The following is a 23,552-nucleotide window of genomic DNA, read 5'->3' as shown; positions in this document are numbered from 1 at the left end:
CGATGAGCGAGCCCTGGGAAGGTGAACCGGACACCGCGCCGGCGGAGCCGTCGGCGAAACCCGGCCGCTCCCGGATCGGGGGCGCGTGGGTGAGCCTGGTGCTCGGCGCGCTGGTGCTGATCCTGCTGCTGGTCTTCGTCCTGCAAAACCTGGAAGACGTCCGCGTCTCCTTCCTCGGCGCGGACGGCAAGGTGCCGCTGGGCGTGGCGCTGCTGCTCGCCGCGGTGGCGGGCGCGCTGGTGGTCGCGGTGCCGGGCAGCGCCCGCATCCTCCAGCTGCGCCGCGCCAACCGCAACGCCCGCCGCGCCCTGACCAACCGCCCCTAGTGCGGTGGCCACAAACGTTGGCCGGCCTCGCCGGCCGGGTGAGCGGCGGCCTTCGGCCGCCGCTCACCCGGTGAAGGTTTGTGGCCCACCGCACTAGCCGCGGCGGCGGGTGCCGGCCAGGGTCAGCGCGACCATCACGGCGGCGGTGAGGGCGAAGCCGATCGGGTACCCGGCGGCGCCGGCCACCACGCCGAAGCCGAGCGCGCCCAGCCCGTACCCGGTGTCGTAGGCGACGCTCCAGATCGCGGTCGCGGTGCCGTAGGCGGCGGTGGAGACGCGGCTGTACATCATCGCGAGGCTCGCGTTCTGGACGATGCCGAAGCCGGCGCCGAACGCGACCATCCCGGCCAGCACCGCGAGCGGGCCGCCGCCGGCCAGTACCAGTGTCAGGATGCCAGCGGCGGCGACCAGCGCGCCGGGTACGAGGAGCCGGGCGGCGCCGTGGCGGTCGCCGAAGCGGCCGGCCCACCAGCGGGCGACGGTGGTGGCGCCGGCCTGGGTGAGCAGCGCGACCGCGGCCAGGCCGCCGGCGCCGCCCGGGACCGCAGCCGGGACGAACGTGACCACGATGCCGGCGGCCATCGCGGTGCCGGTGAACACGATCGCGGGCCGGATCAGGGCGGGTGAGCGCAGGCCGGCGCCCATCCCGATGTCGCCGGCCGGGTCACCCGAAGCGTCGGTGCGGCCGGCGGGCAGGCCGATCACCGCGACGAGGCCGGCGAACGCGGCCAGGGCGCCGAGCGCGAAGACGGCCTCGGCGCCCCAGCGGGCCATCAGCCACACGCCGAGCGGGGTGGCGACGACCGCGGGCAGGCCGGCGACGACCCCGAGCACGCCGAGGCCCTCGCCGCGGCGCTCGGCGGGGATGAGCTCGGCGCCCCACGCGCCGCACACCACGAAGATCACGGCGAGGCCGAGGCCGCGCAGCACGCACACGGCCACCACGACCGGCAGCGCGGCCGAGGCCAGCAGCGCCAGCGCCGGCAGGGCGAGCAGGGCCAGGCCGGCGGCGAGGACGGCGCGGAAGCCGTACCGGGAGACGAGCCGGGGGATCGCGAACTCGCCGGCCACCGACGACAGCATCAGCACGCCGGTGGCGAGGCCCGCGGCGAAGCCGCCGGCGCCGGCCGCGGTCAGATGCGCGGGAACGACCGAGAGCAGCAGGTAAAAGCCGAACAGCCCGGCGAAGTCGGCCAGCATGACCAGCGCGAGCGGGCGGGAGACCAGGCGGGGGGCCGAGGGGGCCAGGGCGATCGTCGTCATGTCCTGAACGTATGGGCGCAGGCGGCCCCCGCTAAGCTCCAATTCCATGGCGATCGAGTGGGCCGGTTTGGGTCCGGAGGTGCTGCTGCGGCTCGACCGGGACGGGGCCGAGCCGCTCCGCGCCCAGCTGGAGGGCGGGCTGCGCGCGGCGATCCGGGAGGGGCGGTTGCAGGCGGGGGAGCGGCTGCCGTCCACGCGCGAGCTGGCCCGGCAGCTGGGCGTGTCGCGCGGCCTGGTGCAGGACTGCTACGGCCAGCTCTACGCCGAGGGCTACCTCACCGCGCGGGTGGGCTCGGCCACGCGGGTCGCGGCGGTCGCGGCGACCAGCTCCACAGTGGACAAGAGCCGGCCGGAGCGGCCGGCGCCGGGGACGGACTTCGCCTCCGGCGTGCCCGACCTCGCCAGCTTCCCCCGCGCCGACTGGGGTTGGGCGGTGCGCGAGGCCTGCCGCACCGTGGCCACCGCCGACCTCCACTATGGAGACCCGCGCGGCGACCGCACGCTGCGCCGCGTGCTGGCCGGCTACCTGCGCCGGGTGCGGGCCGCCGTCGCCGACCCGGCCGACATCGTGGTCTGCACGGGCTTCGCCCAGGGCCTCGGGCTGGCCTTGCGGGCCCTGTCCCGCCAGGGGGTGGGCACGGTCGCGGTCGAGGATCCCGGGTACGGCCGGGGGGAGACCCTCGACGCGGTCGGCCGGCTGGGCTTCGAGGTGGTGCCGGTACCCGTGGACGAGGGCGGCGTCGACGTGGCCGCGCTGGCCCGCACGGGTGCCCGGGCGGTCGTGCTGACGCCGGCCCACCAGTCGCCGACCGGCGTCGTGCTCGCCCCGGACCGCCGGCACGCGCTCGCCGCCTGGGCCGCGGAACGCGACGCGGTGATCGTCGAGGACGACTACGACGCCGAGTTCCGCTACGACCGCGAGCCGGTCGGTACCCTCCAGGGCATCGCGGCCGCGCGGGTGGTGCTGCTCGGCACCGTCAGCAAGTCGCTGGCGCCGGCGATGCGGCTCGGCTGGGTGGTCTGCCCGCCGCACCTGACCGCCGCGATCGTGGAGGAGAAGCGGCTCAGCGACCGCGGCTCGCCCGTCCTGGACCAGCTCGCCCTCGCCCGCCTGATCGAGTCCGGCCGGTACGACCGGCACCTGCGCCGCATGCGCGGCGTGTACGCGGCCCGCCGCCAGGCCCTCGTCGACGCCCTCGCCCGGCACGCGCCGGGGGTGCGGCTGACCGGGCTGGCGGCCGGCTTCCACGCGGTGGCCCACCTGCCGGCGGGCCGGCGCGAGGAGGACGTGGTCGCGGCGGCGCGGGAGCGGTCGGTCGGGCTGTACGGCATGAGCGCCTTCCGCATGTCCGGCGCCACGACGCCCGCGCAGCTGGTGATCGGCTTCGGCAACCTCGGCGAGCGCGCCATCGAGGAGGGGATCGCGGCGGTCGGCGACCTGCTGGGTACGAAGGGGGGGTGATCGCGGTCGCGGCCTTGTGGATCGGCTCGATCAGTTTGGCCATCAGGCGCCGAGCCGAACAGCACGCCGACACCCGCCGACCTGCTCGCCGCCATGCGGTCGATCACGCCATAGGATGCGGCGCCATGGGCAGATGGCGGCGGTGGTGGCGGATCGTCCAGCGGGTCGGGCTGGTCGCGCTGGCGGTGGTGGCCGCGTTCGCCGTCCTGGTCGGGCTCGTCTCGCTCTGGGCGGTGCGCCGCTCCTTCCCCGAGTACGGCGGGGAGAAGCCGCTGCCCGGGCTCGCCGCCGACGTGACCGTCTACCGCGACGCGTACGGGGTGCCGCAGATCTACGCGGGCAACGCCGCCGACATGTTCCGCGCCCAGGGGTACGTGCACGCGCAGGAGCGCTTCTGGGAGATGGACTTCCGCCGCCACGTGACCGCCGGGCGGCTGAGTGAGCTGTTCGGCCGCGACCAGCTGGAGACCGACACCTACCTGCGTACGCTCGGCTGGCGCCGGGTCGCCGAGCGGGAGTGGGGCATCATCGCCGAGGAGAGCCGCGGCTTCCTCCAGGCGTACGCGGACGGCGTCAACGCCTGGCTCGACCAGCACGGCGGCGGCGAGCCCGGCGCCGACGTCAGCCTGGAGTACGCGGTGCTCGGCCTCACCAACCGTGGCTACCGGATCGAGCGGTGGAGCCCCGTCGACAGCCTCGCCTGGCTCAAGGCCATGGCCTGGGACCTGCGCGGCAACATGTCCGACGAGATCGAGCGGGCGATCCTGGCCGGCAGCGGGCTCGCCCGCGAGCAGGTCGGCGAGCTGTTCCCGCCGTACCCGGAAGATCGGCACCGGCCCATCGTCGGCGGCGGGCGGGTCAGCGGCGGCGCGTTCCTGGCGGTGGACGCCGGCGGCGCCGGAGGCGGCTGGCTGCCGGCGCTGGCCGCGGTGCGCGACGGGCTCGCGAGCCTGCCGGTGCTCCTCGGCCGCCAGGGCACCGGCCTCGGCTCCAACTCCTGGGTGATCGCCGGCAGCCGCACCGCGACCGGCAAGCCGCTGCTCGCCAACGACCCGCACCTGTCGCCGAGCATGCCCGGCATCTGGTTCCAGGCCGGGCTGCACTGTGGATGCGGCTTCGACCTGTCCGGATTCACGTTCGCCGGGGTGCCGGGCGTGGTGATCGGTCACAACGACGCGATCGCGTGGGGCTTCACCAACCTCGGGCCGGACGTCACCGATCTCTACCTGGAGGACGTCGCCGGCGACAAGGTGCGCGTCGGCGCCGGCTGGCAGGACCTGGAAAAGCGCACCGAGAACATCAAGGTCGCCGGCGGCGGCACGGTGACTGTCACGGTGCGGTCCAGCCGCAACGGGCCGCTTGTCTCCGACGCCTCGAAGGAGCTGCGCCGGGCGGGCGACCGGTATGCGGTCGCGCTGCGCTGGACCGCCCTCGACCCCGGCCGGACGATAGACGCGCTCTTCGCGCTCAACCGGGCCCGCGACTGGGCCACCTTCCGCGCGGCGGCCGCGCTCTTCGAGGTGCCCGCGCAGAACCTCGTGTACGCGGACGTGTCCGGCAACATCGGATACCAGGCGCCCGGCCGCATCCCGGTGCGCGGCAACGGTGACGGGCGGTGGCCGGCGCCGGGCTGGGACACCAGCTACGACTGGCGTTCGTACATCCCCTTCGCCGAGCTGCCGAGCGTGCTCAACCCGGCACAGGGGTACGTCGTGACCGCCAACCAGGCGGTGGTCGGTTCCGGCTACCCGTACCTGCTCACCCACGACTGGTCGTACGGCTACCGCTCCGAGCGCCTCAACCAGCTCGTCGAGCAGGCCGGCCGCACGGTCACCGCCGACGACGCCGGGCGGATGCAGATGGACGGGTACAACGGGCTCGCGCCCATCCTGGTGCCGCACCTGCTGCGGGTTTCCTCTACTGTGGACGCCCGCGACCTGCTGCGCGGCTGGGACTACCAGCAGCCGGTCGACTCGGCGCCGGCCGCGTACTTCAACGCGGTGTGGCGGGCCCTGCTCGCGCGCACCTTCGACGAGCTGCCCGACGACTACGAGGCGGACGGCGGCGACCGGTGGTGGGAGGTCGTCCGCGGCCTGCTGGAGCGGCCGTCGTCGCCGTGGTGGGACGACCGCGCGACGTCCACTGTGGAAACCATGGACCAGGTGCTGTCGGCGTCCCTTGTGGACGCCGCCGACGAGCTGACCGACCGGCTCGGCGACGACCCGGCGGGGTGGCGCTGGGGCGATCTGCACACGCTGGCGCTGCGCAACGAGAGCTTCGGCGAGTCCGGCGTCGCCCCGGTCGAGTGGCTGTTCAACAAGGGTCCGGAGCCGGTGGCGGGCGGATCGTCCATCGTGAACGCGACCGGCTGGGACGCCGCCGACGGCTACGAGGTCGACGCCGTCCCGTCGATGCGCATGGTGGTCGACCTCGGCGACCTGGACGCCTCCCGGTGGGTGCAGCTGAGCGGCAACTCGGGGCACGCGTTCAGCGCGCACTACGCCGACCAGTTCGGGCCGTGGCGCCGGGGCGAGCTGCTACCGATGCGCTGGGACCGCGCGACCATCCGCCGCGAGGCCGCGCACACCCTGCACCTGACGCCGGCGTAGCGGGCGGCCGCGTCCAGCCGCGGGTGTTCGTCGCGTCCGGAACGCTCCCGCGAGCGCGGACGGCCCCGGGCCGACCGGGATGGCGGTCACTGGGCGTCGGAGAGCTTGGCGATCGTCGCGGTGGCCCTCCTGACGGTGCGGATCCGGCCCGACGGTATCGCCTCGTCGAGGAAGGCGTAGCGCTTGGCGACCTCGGCGTGGCCCCGTTCCTTGGTGGCACGCCACCAGTCGCCGATGTCGCCCCAGCCGGGCGCCGACAGGGAGCCGCCGAAGTGCTGCACCGACAGCGCGGCCACGAGGTTGGCGAACGCGAGCCGGTCGGCGAGCGGCCAGCCAGCGAGGGTACCGGCGATGAAGCCGGCGCCGAAGACGTCGCCGGCGCCGGTCGGGTCCAGGGCCTCGACCGGGATGCCCGGCACCGACGCCGCCTCGCCGGTGCCCGCGTCGAGGGCGAGCGCGCCGGCCGGGCCGCAGGTGACGACGGCGACCGGCACCCGTTCGGCGAGGGCGCGCAGCGCGCCGTCCGGTGTGTCGGTGTGGGTGTAGCGCATCGCCTCGACCGCGTTGGGCAGGAACGCGTGGCAGTGGTCGAGCACCGACAGCGCCTCGGCCGACCAGGAGCCGGTGGCGTCCCAGCCGGCGTCGGCGAAGACCAGCGTGCCGGCCGCGTGCGCGCGGCGCACCCAGGGCATCGGCTCCCGCTCCAGGCTGACGTACGCGGTGCGGGCCGCCGGCAGGTCGCCGACCAGCCCCTCCACGGTCGCCGGCGCCGGGTGACCGTGCGTGATCATGCTGCGGTCCCGCTCGTACGCCAGCGACACCGTCACCGGCGAGTGCCAGCCGTCGAAGCGGCGGGACGAGGAGAGGTCGACGTTCTCCTCGCCGGCGAGGATCTGCCAGCAGAAGTCGCCGTACGCGTCGGAGCTGATCGGCGAGCTCAGCCCGGTACGCACGCCGAGCCGGCTGGCCGCGACCGCCAGGTTGGCGATGCCGCCCGGGCTGGAGCCCATGCCGCCGGTCCACACCTCGGTGCCCGGCGCGGGCAGCGCGGGCAGGCCGGTGAAGATGATGTCGAGGTAGACGATGCCGGCCGCGAACAGGTCGAGGCGGGGCCCGTCCACAGTGGCCGACATCTGCCGATCATGCCACGGGCTGATCACCCTCGGCGGGAAGAGTCACGCGGACGAGCAGGCCGCCGCCGTCGCGGGGCTCGGCGGTGACCTCGCCGCCGTGCGCGCGGGCGACCGAGCGGACGATCGACAGGCCGAGGCCGGCGCCGCGGTCCCCGTCGACCCGCTCGGCGCCGTACCGGCGGAACGGCTCGAACAGCCCCGGGATCTCGTACCGGGGCACGACCGGCCCGGAGTTGCTGACCGTGAGCTCGACGAGGCCGTCGGGCAGCGTGCGGCAGGCAACCCGCACCCAGCCGTCCGGTCCGGTGTTGTGCCGGATGCCGTTTTCGACCAGGTTCTGCACGAGGCGTTCCAGCAGCACCGGGTCGCCGAGCGTGGGCGCGGGCGACGGCTCGCCGCCGACCCGGACGTCCGCCTTGTCCGCCTCCGCCGCCAGGTGGGTGACCGTGTGCTCGACGATGTCGGCCAGGTCGACCGGGCTCTTGTCGAGCATGTCGTTGTCGGTACGGGCGAGCAGCAGCAGCCCGTTGATCAGCCGCTCGTGCCGCAGGTTGATGTCGAGCAGCAGCTCGGTCAGCTGCCGCACCTCCGGCGGGAGGGCGTCCCGGTGCGCCGCGTACTCCAGCACCGCCCGGCTCAGCGTGAGCGGGGTGCGCAGCTCGTGCGAGGCGTTCGCGACGAAGCGGCGCTGGCCGTCGAACGAGCGGTCGAGCCGTTCCAGCATCGTGTCGAACGTGTCGGCCAGCTCCTTGATCTCGTCGCGCGGGCCGGCGAGGGCGATCCGCTCGTGCAGCCCCCGGTCGGCGGCGGGCGCGGCGGCGATGCGGTGCGCGGTCTCGGTGATCTGGTGCAGCGGCTGGAGCGCCCGCCCGGCCAGCAGCCACCCCAGCCACACCGCCACGGCGGTGACCAGCACCAGCGCGATCGTGCCGGTGGTGAGCATGTCCTGGAGGGCGGCGTCGCGCAGCTTCTGCGGCAGCTCCGACAGGTAGACCTGGTTGCCGTCGGGCATCGCCACCGGCTGGTCGGCGCCCTGCCCGCGGGTCTGCGTCGACAGGTACCGCACGGCGGTCGGCATCCGCTGGCCGACCAGCACGTAAGTGACGGCCAGCAGCACGATGCCGGCGGCCAGCAGCAGGCCGCCGTAGAGCACGGTCAGCCGCGCCCGGATGGTGAGGCGACTCATCGGATCACGTACCCGTCGCCGGGTACCGTCTCCACGACCGGCGGGTCGCCGAGCTTGCGGCGCAGTTTGAGGATCGTCACCCGTACCGCGGCGGTGAACGGGTCGGCGTGCTCGTCCCACACCTTCTCCAGCAGGTGCTCGGCGCTGACCACCGCCCCGTCCGCCCGCATCAGCTCGGCCAGCGTGGCGAACTCCTTGCGGGACAGCGACACGTACCGCCCGTTCCGGTACACCTCCCGCCGCGGCAGGTCGACGGTGATCCCGGCGCGGGTGAGCACCGGCGGCGCGGCCGGCCTGGCCCGCCGGCCGAGGGCCAGCACGCGGGCGGCGAGCTCGGCGAACGCGAACGGCTTGGGCAGGTAGTCGTCCGCGCCCAGCGAGAGGCCGGCCACCCGGTCGCCGATCTCGGCCGCCGCGGTGAGCATCAGCACCCGCGTCTCCGCGCCGGAGTCGACCAGCGCGCGGCACACGTCGTCGCCGTGCACCACCGGCAGGTCGCGGTCGAGCACCACCACGTCGTAGTCGTTGACGCCCAGCCGTTCCAGCGCGGTGTCGCCGTCGTACGCGACGTCCACCGCGTGGGCCTCACCCCGCAGCCAGCGGGCGATCAGGTCGGCGAGCAGCCGCTCGTCCTCGGCGACCAGTACACGCATCGCCCAATGATTACCGACCGTCGTGTTCGTTCCGCGTTAACGCCCGCGGAAACCGCCGGGTAACGCGCCGCCGCGTTCACTCGTCCACGGTCGCCGGCGCCGTTCGCCGGCCCGAACAGGAGTGACGGATGAGACGACGGATGGCAACGGTGTTCGCGGCGGCGGTGTTCGCCCTCGCGCTCGCCGGCTGCGGCGGCGATGACGGCGGCGGCGGGGTCGCCTCGGCGGGCGGCGACGGGAGCGCGGCACCGGGCGCCAGCCCTTCGGCGAGCAAGGACACCTACCAGGCGATGCTCGAGTTCACCGAGTGCATGCGCGGCGAGGGCGTCGAGATGCCGGACCCGGAGCCCGGCGGCGGCGTGCAGCTGCGGTTCCAGGGCAGCGACCCGAAGAAGGTCGACGCCGCGATGGCCAAGTGCCGCCACCTCATGCCCAACGGCGGCGAACTGCAAAAGGCCGACCCGGAACGGATCGAGAAGGCCCGCCAGTACTCCAAGTGCATGCGCGACAACGGAGTGACGAAGTTTCCCGACCCGGACCCGGAGACCGGCGGCATCATGCTGCGGGGCGGACCCGACAGCGGCCTCAACCCGAACGACCCGACGTTCGCCGCCGCGCAGAAGACCTGCGAGAAGCTGCGTCCGGTCCCGCCGGGGAGCGGCGGATGAGCAAGCGCAAACGCGGGCGCGCGCTGCTCGTCGCGGGGGTCGCGGTCGCCGCGGCGGGCGGCAGCGCGGCGGCGGTCACCCTCGACCGCGGCGACAGTGGAAAGGCCGGCGGCAGCACTCTGCCGCCGGCCACGGCCCAGGTGCAGCGCTCGACGCTGGTCGACGCCGAGACGGTGGACGGCACGCTCGGCTACGGCACGGAGACCGCCGTCACGCCACGCCTGCGCGGCACGGTCACCTGGCTGCCCGCGGCCGGCTCGACGGTCAAGCGGGGCGGGCGGCTCTACGGCGTCGACGACACGCCGGTGGTGCTGCTGCGTGGCACGCTGCCGCTCTACCGGCCGCTCGCGCCGGGCGTCGAGGGCGCGGACGTGAAGCAGTTCGAGCAGAACCTGTCCGCGCTCGGCTACGACGGCTTCACGATCGACGAGGAGTACACCGACTCGACCGCCGACGCCGTCCGCGAGTGGCAGGAGGACCTCGGGCTCGACGAGACCGGCACGGTCGAGGTCGGCCGGGTCGCGTACGCCGTCGGCGACGTGCGGATCTACGAGGTGGGCGGCCAGGTCGGCGACCCGGCGGGCGGGCAGCCGGTGCTGTCCTACACGGGTACGACCCGCGTGGTCACCGTCGACCTCGACGTCGACCAGCAGCGGCTCGCCGCCAAGGGCGCCGCGGTGAGCGTGGAGCTGCCGGACGGGCGTACCGCCGACGGCAAGGTCGCCTCCGTGGAGACCGTCATCGAGCTGGGCGGCGGCACCGGGCAGGAGCAGGAGCCGGAGACCAAGCTCGAGGTCACCGTGGCGCTCACCGACCAGAAGGGGCTGGGCACGCTCGACCAGGCCGCGGTGGACGTGTCGTTCACCGCGGAGAAGCGGGAGGACGTGTTGAGCGTGCCGGTCGCCGCGCTGCTCGCGCTCGCCGAGGGCGGCTACGGCGTGCAGGTGGTCGACGGCGCGTCGACCCGGATCGTGCCGGTGGAGATCGGCATGTTCTCTGCCGGCCGCGTCGAGGTCACCGGCGACGGCCTCGCCGAGGGCACGACCGTGGGCGTCGCGTCATGACCGGTCACCCAGTGGACGAGGACCCGGTGGGCGGCGCGGCGACCGGTCACCCGGTGGGCGGCGGCGGCGTGACCGGTCACCCGGTGGGCGGCGGCGTGACCGGTCACCCGATGGACCGCGTGACCGGTCACCCCGGGGCGCGGGCGACCGGTCACACCGCGGAGGCCGTGCCGCGTCACGTGCTGGAGCTGGTGGACGTCACGAAGACGTACCCGGGCGGCGTCGCGGCCGTGCGTGGCGTCTCGCTGGCCGTCTCCCGCGGTGAGATGGTGGCGATCGTCGGCCCGTCCGGCTCCGGAAAGTCGACGATGCTGCACCTGATCGGCACGCTCGACCGCCCCACCACCGGCACCGTGCGGGTCGACGGCTGGGACGTCGCCCGCCTCTCCGACCGGGAGCTGTCCGCGCTGCGGGCGAGCCGGATCGGGTTCGTCTTCCAGCAGTTCCACCTGGCGGCCGGCGTGCGCGCGGTGGACAACGTGGCCGACGGCCTGCTGTACTCCGGCGTCTCCCGGCGGGAGCGGCGCAAGCGGGCCGCGGCGGCGCTGGAGCGGGTGGGCCTGGCCCACCGGCTCGACCACCGCCCGCACGAGCTGTCCGGCGGTGAACGGCAGCGGGTGGCGATCGCCCGCGCGGTGGTGGGTGAGCCGGCGCTGCTGCTCGCCGACGAGCCGACCGGCAACCTGGACACCGCGTCCGGCACCGCCGTGATGGCACTGCTGCGCGAGCTGCACGCGGCCGGCACCACGATCGTCGTGATCACCCACGACCTGGAGATCGCGGCCAGCGTGCCGAGACAGGTGCGGATGCGCGACGGCCAGGTCGAGGCGCCGGTGGTGGCGGCATGACGACCACCACCCATCGGCTGGCGCCGGCGCGCATGCGGGCGTCCGACGTCCTGCTTGTCGGCGGGGCCGGGCTGCGGACCAGGCCGCTGCGGGCGTTCCTGTCCGCGCTGGGCATCGCCATCGGCATCGCCGCGATGGTCGCGGTCGTGGGCGTCTCCACGTCCAGCCGCGCCGACCTCCAGCAGACGCTCGACCGCCTCGGCACCAACCTGCTCACCGCCGGGCCGGGCAACGACATCTTCGGCGACGCGGCCACGCTGCCCGACGAGTCCGTCGACATGATCAGCCGGATCGAGCCGGTCACGCAGGCGTCCGCGGTGGGGAAGGTGCCGGACGCCAAGGTGTACCGCTCCGACCGCATCCCCGAGATCGAGACGAACGGCCTGCTGTGCCTGGCCGCCCGCGAGGACCTGCTCGCCACGGTCAGCGCCACGGTGGCCAGCGGCACCTGGCTCAACGAGGCCACCGCCCGCTATCCGGCGGTCGTGCTGGGCAGCGCGGCGGCGACCCGCCTCGGCGTCGGCGCGGCCGGGCAGGACGTCCAGGTGTACATCGGCGGCGAATGGTTCACCGTGATCGGTGTCCTGGACGCGGCCCCGCTGGCTCCCGAGCTCGACTCGGCCGCGCTGATCGGCTGGCCGGCCGCCGAGTCCTATCTGGACTTCGACGGCCATCCGACCACTGTGTACACCCGCGCCCGCGAGGAGCACGTCACGGCGGTGCGCGACGTGCTGGCGGCCACGGCCAACCCGGAGGCGCCGAGCGAGGTGGACGTCTCCCGCCCGTCCGACGCGCTCGCCGCCAAGCAGGCCGCGGACCGCGCGTTCACCGGCCTGCTGTTGGGCCTGGGCGCGGTAGCGCTGCTGGTCGGCGGCGTGGGCGTGGCCAACACGATGGTCATCTCGGTGCTCGAACGCCGCGCCGAGATCGGCCTGCGCCGCTCGCTCGGCGCCACCCGGGGGCAGGTGCGGGTGCAGTTCCTGTCCGAGTCGCTGCTGCTGTCCGCCCTGGGCGGCGCCGGCGGGGTGGTGCTGGGCGCGGCGGTGACCGCCTTCTACGCCGCCACGCAGGACTGGCCGGCGGTGATACCGCCCTGGGCGGCCGCCGGCGGCATCGGCGCGACGCTGGTGATCGGCGCCATCGCCGGCCTCTACCCGGCCATCCGCGCCGCCCGCCTCCCTCCGACGGAGGCGCTGGCCACGCCCTGACGGCGGGCTGTGCCGGCCGCCCGGTACCCCGGGCGGCCGGCCTACCCTTGACCGTCCAGGGCGGTGCCCGCCCGGGCCGGCGAAGCCGGGTGGTGGCGGCCCACCCGCGCCGGCGACGCCGGCCACCGCACCAGCCAACCTTTTGGAGGCCGCATGGAGAAGGTCGACTACGACGCACGCCTGCACGCCGTCTACGTCGACGGCCGGCAGATGTCATCCGAGGCGCTGGACACCTGGACGGCGGCGTTCGCCCGCCACCTGCCGCCGGCGCGGCCGCTGGTCTGGCTCGACCTGGGCTCGGGCACCGGCCGGATGGCGCCTTCGCTGGCCCGTGCCTTCGGCGGCCCCGTACACGGGGTGGAGCCGTCGGACCGGATGCGGGCCCAGGCCGTCGCCCGCGCCGGCCACCCCGCGGTCACGTACCTGGCCGGTTCCGCCGAGCGCATCCCGTTGCCGGACGCCTCGTGCGACGCGGCGTTGCTGTTCTTCGTCTGGCACCACGTGGCCGACCGCGCGAGCGCCGTGCGGGAGCTGCGCCGGGTGGTCAAGCCGGGCGGCACGCTCTTCGTCCAGATGAACTTTTCCGACCGGATGCCGGACGTCTGGTGGTTTCGCCTGGTGCCCGAGTGGCTGGACGCCGACCGGGCGCAGTTCCGGTCCGTGGCGGAGGTGAGAGCTGACTTCGAGGACGCCGGGTGGACGCTGGTCTCCCGCGACGAGGTCACCTGGCCCGCTCGGCGAGCCTGGCCGAAGACTACGAGAAGCTGAAGCTGCGGGCGGTCTCGGTCTTCGAGCACCTGAGCGAGGAGGTCGTCGACGCGGGCTTCGCCAGGATCGAGGCGGCCCTGCCCTCCCTCGACCCCGGGCCGCCGTACGAGACCAACGAGCTGCTCGTCTTCCGGACGGGTTTCTGACTGAACGCGTCATTTTTTCGCGTGTCGGGCGTTGGTACCGGTGGGGAGGTACCAGCGGATGGACGACGGGACGGGACGCCGGCCGCCGGCGTGGGTGACGGACCAGCGGTCGCGGTCGCTGCGGCGGCACCGCACGCCCGCCGGCGCGGTCAAGGACGCGTGGCGGGCGGCGATCGAGCACCAGGGCTGGGTGCGGCCGGAGGACTGGTGGCACCCGGCCGTCGAGGCGCTGGCCCGCGCGGTCGCGCGCCGGCAGGACGTGCGGCCGGCCGGCACCCGGCTCGGGCACGCGCGGGCGCGGGCGGGATGGGGGATCCGGCGGACCGTCGACGACGTCTTCGCGCTGTACCGGCGGATGCCTTTCACCGGCCCGCCTTCCCGGCTGGTCCGCGCGGTCGTCGAGGCGTGGGCCGAGGTGGCGCTGGCGCCGACCGACGTGACGCTCTGCGGCGACCCGCGCCGCGGGTCGGTGACGGCCAGCTACCTCGCCTCGCTGCTCGCCGGCGTCTACCAGCTCGGCGGCGAGGACGGGCCGCCGCTGTCCGACGAGTTCATCGTGCTCGTCGTCGACGTGCCCGCGCCGGAGGGCGGCACCGGCTGGGAGCCCGTCACGCTGCTGCTCGACCAGGGCGCCGCGCTGCTGCCGGTGCTGCCGGCGCACGCGCTGATCGTAACGTTCTCACCGGGGCGGGTCGGCACGCTGGTCCGCCGCGACGCGGCCCTGCGTCCCCTCGTGGCCAAGCTGACCGCGCACGCGGGGGAGGAGGGGAGCGTCGTGCTGACCGCGGAGATCCCCCAGGACGTACCCGCCGCACACCGCCTCCTCGACCGGGTCGCCGCGGGTTAGCCGACCTGTTCCAAGACATTTTCGAGCTACCGCGACGTCCGTCGTGGTCCCGACCGTCGCTCCCGCGGCCTCACCCGTCCGCCGCTGGTCGCGCTCACCCCGCGTGCCCTGCTCTCAAGAGGGCAGCCCTGTCACCGTCTGGGCGGGTATACGGGAGCCCTGTTGGGAATTACGCCCAAGAGGTCCGCCGCTGACGCGGACGCGGGCAAACATGCCTCGAAGGAACGCCACGACGAGCGGCGACCCTGACTATGAAAGGTCCGTATGGGGCGGGCCGGCACCGCCGGGGGCCATCGCCGTCGGTGCCGGCCCGGGTCTCACACGCGGCGCGTCAGACGGCGCGCCACAGGGCGGGGACGTTCGGGGGTTCCCAGCCGGGAAGCGCGGTGTGCGCCTGGAGGCACTGGTACGTCCGGCCGCCGTAGGTGACGCGCGCGCCCACCGCGTACGCCGTGCCGGCCGCCCACGTGCCGCCCTGGGACGGCGGTGGCGTGGTCGGGTTGGGCGGCGGCGTCGTGGGGTTGGGCGGCGGTGTGGTCGGGTTGGGGTTGCCACCGCCGACCTGGAGGTCGACGCAGGCGTAGAACGCCATCGGGGTGTCGGCGATGTTCCAGATCGCGAGCACGGTCTGGCGGCCGCTCGGGATGCCGCTGACCGTGTGCGACAGCGTGAACGGCGGCTGCTGGTTGTTCTGGTTGAACGTCGCCAGCAACCGGCTGCCCACCCAGTACTCCCAGGTGGTGGTGCGGTGCGCGGCGGTCAGCCGCCACGAGAAGGTGACCGTGCTGCCGGAGCTGGTCGCGGGGAAGCGGGAGCTGTCGTTGAGCACGGCGAACTGGGCCAGCCCGCCGTTGCAGCTGCGCAGGCCCTTCGGGCCCTCGACGCTCTGCGGCTCGTACTGGATCGGGCCGCAGTTGGCCACCCGGCCGGTGGCGCACATGTCCTGGCGGCTGGGCGGGGACGTGATCCAGCCGTGGGCGCTGGCCGGGGTGGACGGCAGCGCGACGAGCACCAGCGGCACGGCCGCGATGCCGCCGGCGAGGGCCGCCACCTTCCTTCGTAGGTTCATCCAGCTCTCTCCTTGTGGGGGATACAGGGGATTCGAGCCGTGGGTAGCGAGAGGTTACATCGGTGCGACACTATCTGTAAATATTGTTAAGAGAAGATGTGCGCCTTACTCTTAATCCTCTTTACGGTTGGGAGTGTCGATGTCACGTCGCGCGGTCGTGCTGGTGGTGGCGCTCCTGCTCGCCGGCTGCTCCGGGCCGCCCCGGTCCACACCGGACGTCCCGAGCCGGGGCCCGCTCAACAACACCGACGTCATGTTCCTCCAGATGATCCTGCCGCACCACCGGCAGGGCGTGGAGCTGGCCGCGCTCGGGCACACCAAGGGCGGGCGCGCCGAGCTGGTGCGACTCGCCGCCGCGATCGAGGCGACCCAGCGGGACGAGGCCGAGATGCTGGCCGGCGTCCTGGCCGACTCCGGCGCGCCGCCGAGCCCGGCGGCGACCGGCGGCGAGGACCCGCACGCGGCGCACGGCGGCCTCCCCGGCACCAGCGAGCTACAGGTCGCGGCGTTGAAGGCGACCACGGGCACCGAGTTCGAGCGCCGCTTCCTGAACACGATGATGGCCCACCAGGGTGACGCCATCCGGCTGGCCAAGATGGAGGTCGCCGGCGGCGCCGACAAGCGCCTGGTCGACCTCGCCCGACGGATCGAGCAATCCCGCACCGCGCAGATCGAACAGATGCAGAAGCTGCTCGACGCCACCCCGCGCTAGATTGGCGCTTATTTCATCGCGTGGTGGAAGTGCGGGGGGCCGGTGGACGCGAAGCGGGCGACGGTACGGGACATGCGCCGCCGCAACCGGGCGGTGTTGCTGTCCAGGCTCTACCACGACGGCCCGCTCAGCCGGCAGGACCTCACCGGCGCCACCGGCCTGAGCGCGGCCAGCGTCAGCAACCTCGTCGGCGAGATGCTGGAGCAGGGTCTGGTCGAGGAGGCCGGCGCGGTCGACTCCGACGGCGGCCGCCCGCGCACGCTGCTGCGGGTCCGGCCCGGCTACGGATACCTGGTGGGCGTCGACGTGGGCGAGACCCGCGTCCAGGTGGAGCTCTTCGACCTGGCGATGACCGGCCTCGCCAAGGCCGACCACCCGATCGAGTCGGCCAAGCCGGACCCGGACACCGTCGTGCGGCACATCCTCGCCGGCCTCGACGCGGTGACCGCCTCCGCCGGCGTGCCGCACGGCGCGCTGATCGGCGTCGGCATCGGCGTGCCCGGCGTGGTCGAGCAGGGCGCGTCGGCCACCGTCCACGCGCAGACGCTCGGCTGGGAGGCGGTGCCGCTGGAGGCGATGCTCCGGGCCGGCACCGACGCCCGCCTGTACCTCGACAACGGCGCCAAGACGCTCGGCCGCGCGGAGATGTGGTTCGGCGCCGGGCGGGGCGCGCGCCACGTGGCGATCGCGCTGGTCGGCTCCGGCGTCGGGGCGGCCGTCCTTACCGACGGCGTCAGCTACCGCGGCGTCAGCAGCAGCGCCAGCGAGTGGGGCCACACCACCATCGTGTACGGGGGACGGCGGTGCCGCTGCGGCGCGGACGGCTGCCTGGAGGCGTACGTCGGCGCGGAGGCGGTGCTCGACCGGTGGCGGGTCGCCCGCCGCGGCCGCGCGCTGCCCGGTCCGGACGAGGAGAGCGCGATCGCCGCGCTGGTCACCTCCGCGGAGCGGTCCGAGTCCGCCGCGCGCGTGCTGGAGGAGACCGCCGGGTACCTCGGCGCCGGCATCGCCAACCTGATCAACCTGTTCAACCCGGAGCGGATCGTGCTCGGCGGCTGGGCCGGGCTCGCGCTCGGCGGCGCGCTGCTGCCGCGGATCCGCGCCGTGGCGGCCGCGCACGCGCTGCGCCACCCGTACGGGCAGGCGTCGATCGAGCTGTGCCGGCTCGGCCCGGACGCGGTCTCGGTGGGCGCGGCGACGCTCCCCGTGGCCGAGCTGCTGGTGACCGGCGGGACTCGTTAACTTATTTCAATGCTTGTATTGACTATTAATAGTAAACCTTCCTAACCTTCGTGGCATCCACGCGGTTCGCTGTCGGCGGGCGGCCCGCGACCGGACGACTACCGGAAGGATCGTCGATGTCACGAAGGGCCCTCACCGCCATGCTCGGCGCGGCCGCGACCGTCGCCGCCGCCATGGTCGCGGTGCTCAACCCGTCCACCTCCAGCGCCGCCGTGCTGCCGAACGGCTTCAAGAGCGTCGGCTACATGCCGTCCTGGTCCGGCAACGTGAACAGCGTCCAGTACGGCAAGCTGACCCACATCAACTACTCGTTCGCGCTGCCGAACGCCAACGGCACCCTCCAGCCGGTGGAGAACATCCCGAAGCTCCAGCAGCTCGTCTCGCTCGGCCACGCCAACAACACCAAGGTGCTGATCGCGGTCGGCGGATGGAACGACGGCAACGACTCGGCGTTCGAGTCCCTCGCCGCGAACGCGTCGACCCGCACCACGTTCGTCAACACGATGGTCAACTTCGTCACCCAGTACAACCTGGACGGCGTCGACATCGACTGGGAGTACCCGGACCCGGGCACCTCGGGCAACAACTTCACCGCGCTGATGCAGCAGCTCAGCACCGCGATGCACAGCCGCGGCAAGCTGCTCACCGCGGCCGTCGTCTCCGGCGGCGGCACCGCGAACGGCGTGCAGCCGGCCGTCTTCGGCTACGTCGACTGGCTCAACATCATGACGTACGACGGCGGCAGCCCGCACGCCAACTACGACTGGGCGGTCAGCAACGTCAACGCCTGGAAGGCGCGTGGCCTGCCGGCCAGCAAGACCGTGATGGGCGTGCCGTTCTACAGCCGGCCGGGCTACTTCACGTACGCGAACCTGGTGTCGATGGACCCGGCCAACGCCAACCGCGACTGCACCACGGCGGGCGGCGCCCAGCAGTGCTACAACGGCCTGCCGACCGTGCGGCGCAAGACGCAGTACATGATGGCCAACGGCGGCGGCATGATGAACTGGGAGCTGTCCCAGGACGCCACCGGCGCCAACTCGCTCGTCAGCGCCATCTACGAGGTGGCCACGGGCGGGACCCCGCCGACCACGCCACCGCCGGGCGGCCGCACCGGCCAGATCACCGGCATCGCCGGCAAGTGCGTCGACGTGGCCGGCGCCAGCTCCGCGAACGGCACGGCGGTCCAGCTGTACGCGTGCAACGGCACCAACGCTCAACAGTGGACGGTCGGCACCGACGGCACGATCCGCGCGCTGGGCAAGTGCATGGACGTCGCGGCGGCCGGCACCGCCAACGGCAGCCTGGTCCAGCTCTACGACTGCAACGGCACCGGCGCCCAGGTGTGGCAGGCGCAGGGCAACCTGACGCTGCGCAACCCGAACTCGAACAAGTGCCTCGACGCCACCGGCAGCAGCTCGGCCGACGGCACCCGGCTACAGATCTGGGACTGCTTCGGCGGCGCCAACCAGCAGTGGCGCCTGCCCTAGCCGGCCCGAGTGTCCAGTTAGGACGTCGCGGGCTCCGCTCCGCGCCACCCCGACTGCGCCGGACTCGGCGGCATCGAAGGTAGCGACGCCATCCGTGGCGTTGCTACCTTCGTGCAGGCCGGAAGACAGCGCGTGTCTTCGATGTCGTGGGTGCGGGGAGCGGGTATGCGAACCATCGACTGGCAGCAGGACCGGGTCGTGGCCATCGACCAGACCCGGCTGCCGCACGAGCTCGTCCAGATGAGGATCGACACGGTCGAAGGCCTGGTCGACGCCGTCAAGCGCCTGGCCATCAGGGGCGCACCGGCGCTCGGTGCCGCCGGTGCCCTGGGCGTCGCGCTCGCCGCACGGCTCCACGCCGGCGACCCGACCACGGTGGGTGCCGCCGCGGCCGCCATCCGGAAGGCCCGGCCGACCGCGGTCAACCTGGCGTGGGGAGTCGACCGGGCCATGGGCCGCCTGCCGGAGGGCGCCGACGCGGTGTTGACCGAGGCGCTGGCGGTGCTGGAGGAGGACGTCGCGGCCAACCGCGCGCTCAGCGAGCGCGGAGCGCTCTGGCTGATGCGGCACGTCACCGGACCGGTCACCGTACAGACCCACTGCAACGCCGGCGCCCTCGCGTGCGTGGAATGGGGGACCGCGCTCGGCGTCGTGCGCGCGCTGCACGAACGCGGCGCGCTCGCACACGTCTACGCCGCGGAGACCCGTCCGCTCTTGCAAGGTGCCCGGCTCACCGTGTGGGAGCTGGCCCAGATGAACGTCGCACACACCCTCGTCGTCGACTCCGCGGCCGCCACGGTCCTGGCGCGCGGGCTGGCCAAGGCCGTCGTCGTCGGGGCCGACCGGGTGACCGCCAACGGCGACGTGATCAACAAGGTCGGCACCTTCCCGTTGGCGCTCGCCGCCGCGCACGCCGGTGTGCCGATGGTGGTGGCGGCGCCGGAGTCGACGATCGACTTGTCCACGCCCACCGGTGCGGAGGTCGACATCGAGATCCGCGGCGCGGACGAGATCGCCCGCTGGGGTGACGTCAAGGTCGCACCGGACGGCACCGAGACGCTCAACTACGCGTTCGACGTGACGCCGGCGGCGCTCGTCACCGCTATCGTCACCGAACGGCGCGTCATCCATCCCGCCCTGGGTGGGCGCCCGGACGACGATCCACCCGCCGCCGACCGATAGGGGAGCCAGATCGCATGCGCAACGCGTGGGACGCCGCCACCGCACCACCCGCCTCCCAGCCTCTGGAGCAGCTCGTCTACACCTCACGACTGCTCGGGCGGGAGCCGGCGCTCGTCCTCCACGGCGGCGGCAACACCTCGGTGAAGACCACCGTCACCGACCTGACTGGAGACGCGGTCGACATCCTGCACGTCAAGGGCAGCGGCTGGGACATGGCGACGATCGAGGCGGCCGGCTTCGCCCCGCTGCGCCTCGACCGGCTCCGGCAGCTGTTGACGCTCGACAAGCTCAGCGACACCGACATGATGAACGAGCTGCGCTGCGCGTCCGTCGACGCCGGAGCGCCCGACCCGAGCGTCGAGACCCTCCTGCACGCACTGCTGCCGCACACCGCGGTCCTGCACACCCACGCGGACGCGCTGCTGGCGTTGACCAACCAGCCCGGCGGCGCCGAGATCGTCGAGAAGGTGTTCGGGCGAAGCGTGGTCGTCGTCCCGTACACGATGCCCGGGTTCGACCTGGCGCGCCGGTGCGCCGACACGGTCCCCGGTCAGATCGGTCCCACGACCGTCGGCGTGGTCCTGCTGCACCACGGCTTGTTCACGTTCGGCGCCGACGTCGAGGAGGCGTACCGGCGGCACATCGAACTGATCAGCCGCGCCGAGCAGCACCTGGCCGAGCGCCGCCCGCCGGCCGTGCGCACAAGCCAGGCGGCGGCGCCGGTCGACCCGCTACGGCTGGCGCGGCTGCGGCACGAGGTCTCGGGCGCGGCCGGTGTGCCGATGCTCCTCACCCGCCACGGCGACCCGGAGATCCAGGCGTTCGTGTCCCGCCCCGACCTCCAGGAGATCGCGCGGCGCGGCCCCGCCACCCCGGACCACGTGCTGCGCACGAAGCGGATCCCGCTCGTCGGCGCCGACGTGGCCGGCTACGCGCGCGACTACCGGCGCTACTTCGAAGAACACCGGGAGCGGCGGGGCACCGCACTGACCATGTTGGACCCCGCGCCCCGAGTGATCCTCGACCCGGAGCTCGGCCTGCTGACCGCCGGACGCCGCGCCAAGGAAGCACACGTCGCGTACGACATCTACCGGCACACCATCGACATCATCGAGCTGGCCGAGCGGATCGGCACCTACCGCGCGCTACCCGCGGCGGACATCTTCGACGTCGAGTACTGGGAGCTGGAGCAAGCGAAGCTGCGGCGCGGACGCGCGGTGCCCGACTTCGCCGGCGAGGTGGCCCTCGTGACCGGAGCGGCCTCCGGCATCGGGCGGGCCTGCGCCGACGCCCTCCGGGCGCGCGGCGCCGCGGTCGTCGGCGTGGATGTCGACCCGGGGATAGCCGAGCTGGACGAGGACGACTTCCTGGGCGCCCACGCCGACGTCACCGACCCGGAGGCGATCGACTCCGCCGTCCGCCGCGCCGTCGACCGGTTCGGTGGGATCGACATGGTCGTGGCCGCGGCCGGCGTCTTCCCGCGGAGCCGCAGGCTGGCCGAGCTGGACATGTCCACGTGGCGCCGCACCATGTCGGTCAACGTCGACTCCATCGCCTACCTGTTCTCCCGCCTCCACCCCTTCCTGGCGCTTGCCCCCCGCGGCGGCCGGGCGGTCGTCGTCGCCTCCAAGAACGCGCCGGCACCGGGCCCGGGTGCGGCACCGTACTCGGCCTCCAAGGCCGCCGCGGTCCAACTGGCCCGGGTGGCCGCGCTCGAGTGGGCGGGCGACGGCATCCGCGTCAACGTCGTCCATCCCGACGCCGTCTTCGACACCGGCCTCTGGACCGACGAGATCCTCCAGCAGCGGGCCCGCCACTACGCCATGACCGTCGAGGAGTACAAGCGGCGCAACCTGCTGCACACGGAGATCACCAGCGCCCGGGTCGCCGACCTGGTGGCGGTGATGTGCTCCGACGCCTTCGGCGCCACCACCGGCGCCCAGATCCCCATCGACGGCGGCAACGAACGGGTCATCTGACCCCGTGCCACCGCCAGTCGTGGTCACCGTCGACCGGATGGCGAGTCCCACGCGTCGTGGGCGATTTCCACCCTGATTTTCCCCGGTCCGCGTCGGCTGCGGACCGTATGCTCCCGCGGGCACCGCTCCGGTCGGCGGCGAGCTGGCGCTCGCCGAAATCCCCGACCTACGCTGCCAGGTCCGCGACACAAGCCCTTCCCTCGATCGACGCAGACGCCGGCCGCCGCTGGTCACTCTCACCCCGAGGTCGTGCCGCGCACGGTTCGTTTGTCCACAATGCCGCGTGCCGAGTCGACGGGCCCCAGACCGGACAGGGGCACCGTCACCGCGAGTAACCGCCACAGCGATGTGAACGGCGTCCGATGCCAGATCTTGGAGAGTTAGGGCGCCATATCAACCCTAAGTCTCCTAGATCTCAAAGCCCGACCCCCCGACGCTGGTGACGCTGCGTCAGGATGCCGTCGGTAGGGGCTTGCCCCGCGGAGCTGGCAGTGGACGGCCGGGGATTTCGGCTCGCCCTGGCGAGCCGCCGGCCGGGAGCGGTGCCCGCGGGAGCATACGGTCTACCGCTGACGCGGACCTGGGAAAATTCTGCCTCGGAGGTAGCCCCATCTCCTTGTCGCACCAAGGTTTTCGAAACCACGGAGGGGCGACCCGGACCGGAAGCTCTCTACTCGTGGCCGGAGACGGCGTGTGGTACGTACGGGGCCTCGAGTGAGGCCGCCTCGTCGTCGGTGAGCTCGACGGCGGCCGCGGCTACCGCGTCCTCGATGTGCGGGAGCTTGGTGGCGCCGACGATCGGTGCGGTCACGGCGGGCTGGCGCAGCAGCCAGGCGAGCGCCACCTGGGCGTTGGGGATGCCGCGGGCGGACGCGACGGCGGTGACCGCGTCGACGACCTTGTCGTCGGAGGCGGCGGACGCCGCGTAGAGCTCGCGGACGTACTGGTCGCTGCCGGACCGGGTGGTGCCGGTGCCGCGGCCGCGGGCGAGCAGGCCGCGGGCGAGCGGGCTCCACGGGATGACGCCGACGCCCTCGTCGAGGCAGAGCGGCAGCATTTCCCGCTCCTCCTCGCGGTACATCAGGTTGTAGTGGTTTTGCATCGCCACGAACGGCGTCCAGCCGTTGGCCCGCGCCACCTCCTGGGCCTTGGCGAACTGCCAGGCCCACATGCTCGACGCGCCGATGTAGCGGGCCTTGCCGGCCTTGACGACGTCGTGCAGCGCCGACATCGTCTCCTCGATCGGGGTGTCGTAGTCCCACCGGTGGATCTGGTACAGGTCGACGTGGTCGGTGCCGAGCCGGCGCAGCGAGTCGTCGATCGAGGCCATGATGTGCTTGCGGGACAGGCCGCGGTCGTTGGGGCCGTCACCCATCGGGTTGTACACCTTCGTGGCCAGCACGTAGTCGTCGCGCCGGGCGAAGTAGGCGCCGAGCAGCTTGCCGGTCACCTCCTCGCTGCCACCCACCGAGTACATGTCGGCGGTGTCGAAGAAGGTCACGCCGAGGTCGACCGCGCGGCGCACGATCGGCTCGGCCGCGTCGTAGTCGAGCGTCCACTCCCGCCACGGCTTCGAGCTGTAGCTCATCATGCCGAGACAGATCCGCGAGACCTTGAGGCCGGTCGAGCCGAGTCGTACGTAGTCCATGATTCTCACCCTATGCCGGCGGCGGCGGCACGGCCGCGCCGCCGCCGGC

The 23,552-nt window shown here is 73.5% G+C and carries 21 protein-coding genes; 15 read left to right on the top strand and 6 right to left on the bottom strand.

Translation table 11 applies throughout. The features are described from left to right. Positions 1-2 precede the first annotated feature (2 nt). A complete protein-coding gene (locus ACTMTJ_RS13565; protein WP_441216707.1) occupies positions 3-326 on the top strand; it encodes a lipopolysaccharide assembly protein LapA domain-containing protein in 324 nt (107 codons plus the stop codon). Positions 327-419: 93 nt separating this feature from the next. On the opposite strand, the gene ACTMTJ_RS13560 is transcribed toward ACTMTJ_RS13565, so the two are convergent. Beyond that, positions 420-1,589 (bottom strand): MFS transporter, encoded by a 1,170-nt coding sequence (locus ACTMTJ_RS13560; RefSeq protein WP_441216706.1) that lies wholly within the window; start codon positions 1,587-1,589, stop codon positions 420-422. 46 nt (positions 1,590-1,635) lie between these two features. On the opposite strand from ACTMTJ_RS13560, the gene pdxR reads away from it, so the two are divergent. Together pdxR and ACTMTJ_RS13550 are read left to right on the top strand one after the other, a co-directional pair. Further along, positions 1,636-3,051 (top strand): MocR-like pyridoxine biosynthesis transcription factor PdxR, encoded by a 1,416-nt coding sequence (gene pdxR, locus ACTMTJ_RS13555; RefSeq protein ID WP_441216705.1) that lies wholly within the window; start codon positions 1,636-1,638, stop codon positions 3,049-3,051. Positions 3,052-3,176: 125 nt separating this feature from the next. Further along, the gene (locus ACTMTJ_RS13550; RefSeq protein WP_441216704.1) at positions 3,177-5,660 is read left to right on the top strand and encodes a penicillin acylase family protein; all 2,484 of its coding nucleotides are present in this window, start codon (positions 3,177-3,179) and stop codon (positions 5,658-5,660) included. A gap of 86 nt (positions 5,661-5,746) precedes the next feature. On the opposite strand, the gene ACTMTJ_RS13545 is transcribed toward ACTMTJ_RS13550, so the two are convergent. From ACTMTJ_RS13545 to ACTMTJ_RS13535, 3 genes are read right to left on the bottom strand one after another with little or no spacing between them, the layout of a single operon-like run. Further along, the gene (locus tag ACTMTJ_RS13545) at positions 5,747-6,793 is read right to left on the bottom strand and encodes a PfkB family carbohydrate kinase (protein ID WP_441216703.1); all 1,047 of its coding nucleotides are present in this window, start codon (positions 6,791-6,793) and stop codon (positions 5,747-5,749) included. A 7-nt stretch (positions 6,794-6,800) separates the two neighbouring features. Continuing rightward, the gene (locus tag ACTMTJ_RS13540) at positions 6,801-7,979 is read right to left on the bottom strand and encodes a sensor histidine kinase (protein WP_441216702.1); all 1,179 of its coding nucleotides are present in this window, start codon (positions 7,977-7,979) and stop codon (positions 6,801-6,803) included. Continuing rightward, entirely contained in the window at positions 7,976-8,632 is a 657-nt protein-coding gene (locus ACTMTJ_RS13535; protein ID WP_441216701.1) for a response regulator transcription factor, read from the bottom strand. Before ACTMTJ_RS13535 ends, ACTMTJ_RS13540 begins: the two co-directional genes overlap by 4 nt. Before the next feature lie 128 nt (positions 8,633-8,760). Here ACTMTJ_RS13535 and ACTMTJ_RS13530 point away from each other — a divergent pair, with 128 nt between their 5' ends. From ACTMTJ_RS13530 to ACTMTJ_RS13500, 7 genes are all read left to right on the top strand, one after another. Further along, a complete protein-coding gene (locus ACTMTJ_RS13530) occupies positions 8,761-9,300 on the top strand; it encodes a hypothetical protein (RefSeq protein WP_441216700.1) in 540 nt (179 codons plus the stop codon). Further along, positions 9,297-10,364 (top strand): peptidoglycan-binding protein, encoded by a 1,068-nt coding sequence (locus tag ACTMTJ_RS13525; protein ID WP_441216699.1) that lies wholly within the window; start codon positions 9,297-9,299, stop codon positions 10,362-10,364. The genes ACTMTJ_RS13530 and ACTMTJ_RS13525 overlap by 4 nt, the downstream gene beginning before the upstream one ends. A gap of 179 nt (positions 10,365-10,543) precedes the next feature. Continuing rightward, a complete protein-coding gene (locus ACTMTJ_RS13520; protein ID WP_441216851.1) occupies positions 10,544-11,212 on the top strand; it encodes an ABC transporter ATP-binding protein in 669 nt (222 codons plus the stop codon). Beyond that, entirely contained in the window at positions 11,209-12,420 is a 1,212-nt protein-coding gene (locus ACTMTJ_RS13515; RefSeq protein ID WP_441216698.1) for an ABC transporter permease, read from the top strand. The genes ACTMTJ_RS13520 and ACTMTJ_RS13515 overlap by 4 nt, the downstream gene beginning before the upstream one ends. A 153-nt stretch (positions 12,421-12,573) precedes the next feature. Beyond that, positions 12,574-13,188: a class I SAM-dependent methyltransferase gene (locus tag ACTMTJ_RS13510; RefSeq protein WP_441216697.1), complete on the top strand. Its 615-nt coding sequence runs from the start codon at positions 12,574-12,576 to the stop codon at positions 13,186-13,188. Continuing rightward, on the top strand, positions 13,116-13,334 hold the full coding sequence (locus ACTMTJ_RS13505) for a hypothetical protein (protein ID WP_441216696.1): 219 nt from the start codon (positions 13,116-13,118) through the stop codon (positions 13,332-13,334). The genes ACTMTJ_RS13510 and ACTMTJ_RS13505 overlap by 73 nt, the downstream gene beginning before the upstream one ends. A gap of 58 nt (positions 13,335-13,392) precedes the next feature. Continuing rightward, positions 13,393-14,181, top strand: a complete 789-nt coding sequence (locus ACTMTJ_RS13500) for a hypothetical protein (protein WP_441216695.1) — start codon at positions 13,393-13,395, stop codon at positions 14,179-14,181. 331 nt (positions 14,182-14,512) lie between these two features. Here the strand turns inward: ACTMTJ_RS13500 and ACTMTJ_RS13495 are convergent, their stop codons facing one another. After that, positions 14,513-15,250 carry a lytic polysaccharide monooxygenase gene (locus ACTMTJ_RS13495; protein WP_441216694.1) on the bottom strand — a complete coding sequence of 246 codons (738 nt, stop codon included), beginning with the start codon at positions 15,248-15,250 and terminating at the stop codon, positions 14,513-14,515. Between the two features lie 139 nt (positions 15,251-15,389). On the opposite strand from ACTMTJ_RS13495, the gene ACTMTJ_RS13490 reads away from it, so the two are divergent. The 5 genes from ACTMTJ_RS13490 to ACTMTJ_RS13470 all read left to right on the top strand — a co-directional run bounded on the left by ACTMTJ_RS13490 (position 15,390) and on the right by ACTMTJ_RS13470 (position 21,855). Next, entirely contained in the window at positions 15,390-15,962 is a 573-nt protein-coding gene (locus ACTMTJ_RS13490; protein ID WP_441216693.1) for a DUF305 domain-containing protein, read from the top strand. 42 nt (positions 15,963-16,004) lie between these two features. Continuing rightward, the gene (locus tag ACTMTJ_RS13485) at positions 16,005-17,204 is read left to right on the top strand and encodes an ROK family transcriptional regulator (RefSeq protein ID WP_441216692.1); all 1,200 of its coding nucleotides are present in this window, start codon (positions 16,005-16,007) and stop codon (positions 17,202-17,204) included. Between the two features lie 116 nt (positions 17,205-17,320). Beyond that, positions 17,321-18,694: a glycosyl hydrolase family 18 protein gene (locus ACTMTJ_RS13480; protein ID WP_441216691.1), complete on the top strand. Its 1,374-nt coding sequence runs from the start codon at positions 17,321-17,323 to the stop codon at positions 18,692-18,694. 165 nt (positions 18,695-18,859) lie between these two features. After that, on the top strand, positions 18,860-19,876 hold the full coding sequence (mtnA, locus tag ACTMTJ_RS13475; protein ID WP_441216690.1) for an S-methyl-5-thioribose-1-phosphate isomerase: 1,017 nt from the start codon (positions 18,860-18,862) through the stop codon (positions 19,874-19,876). Positions 19,877-19,890: 14 nt separating this feature from the next. Continuing rightward, a complete protein-coding gene (locus ACTMTJ_RS13470) occupies positions 19,891-21,855 on the top strand; it encodes a bifunctional aldolase/short-chain dehydrogenase (RefSeq protein ID WP_441216689.1) in 1,965 nt (654 codons plus the stop codon). A gap of 670 nt (positions 21,856-22,525) precedes the next feature. Here the strand turns inward: ACTMTJ_RS13470 and ACTMTJ_RS13465 are convergent. Then, the gene (locus ACTMTJ_RS13465; protein WP_441216688.1) at positions 22,526-23,503 is read right to left on the bottom strand and encodes an aldo/keto reductase; all 978 of its coding nucleotides are present in this window, start codon (positions 23,501-23,503) and stop codon (positions 22,526-22,528) included. Positions 23,504-23,552 lie beyond the last annotated feature (49 nt).

Origin of the sequence: Phytohabitans sp. LJ34, assembly GCF_052068095.1 — a bacterium.
GTDB lineage: Bacteria > Actinomycetota > Actinomycetes > Mycobacteriales > Micromonosporaceae > Phytohabitans.
Note: the sequence above shows the minus strand (reverse complement) of the source record. Positions and strands in the feature narration are given on the sequence as shown.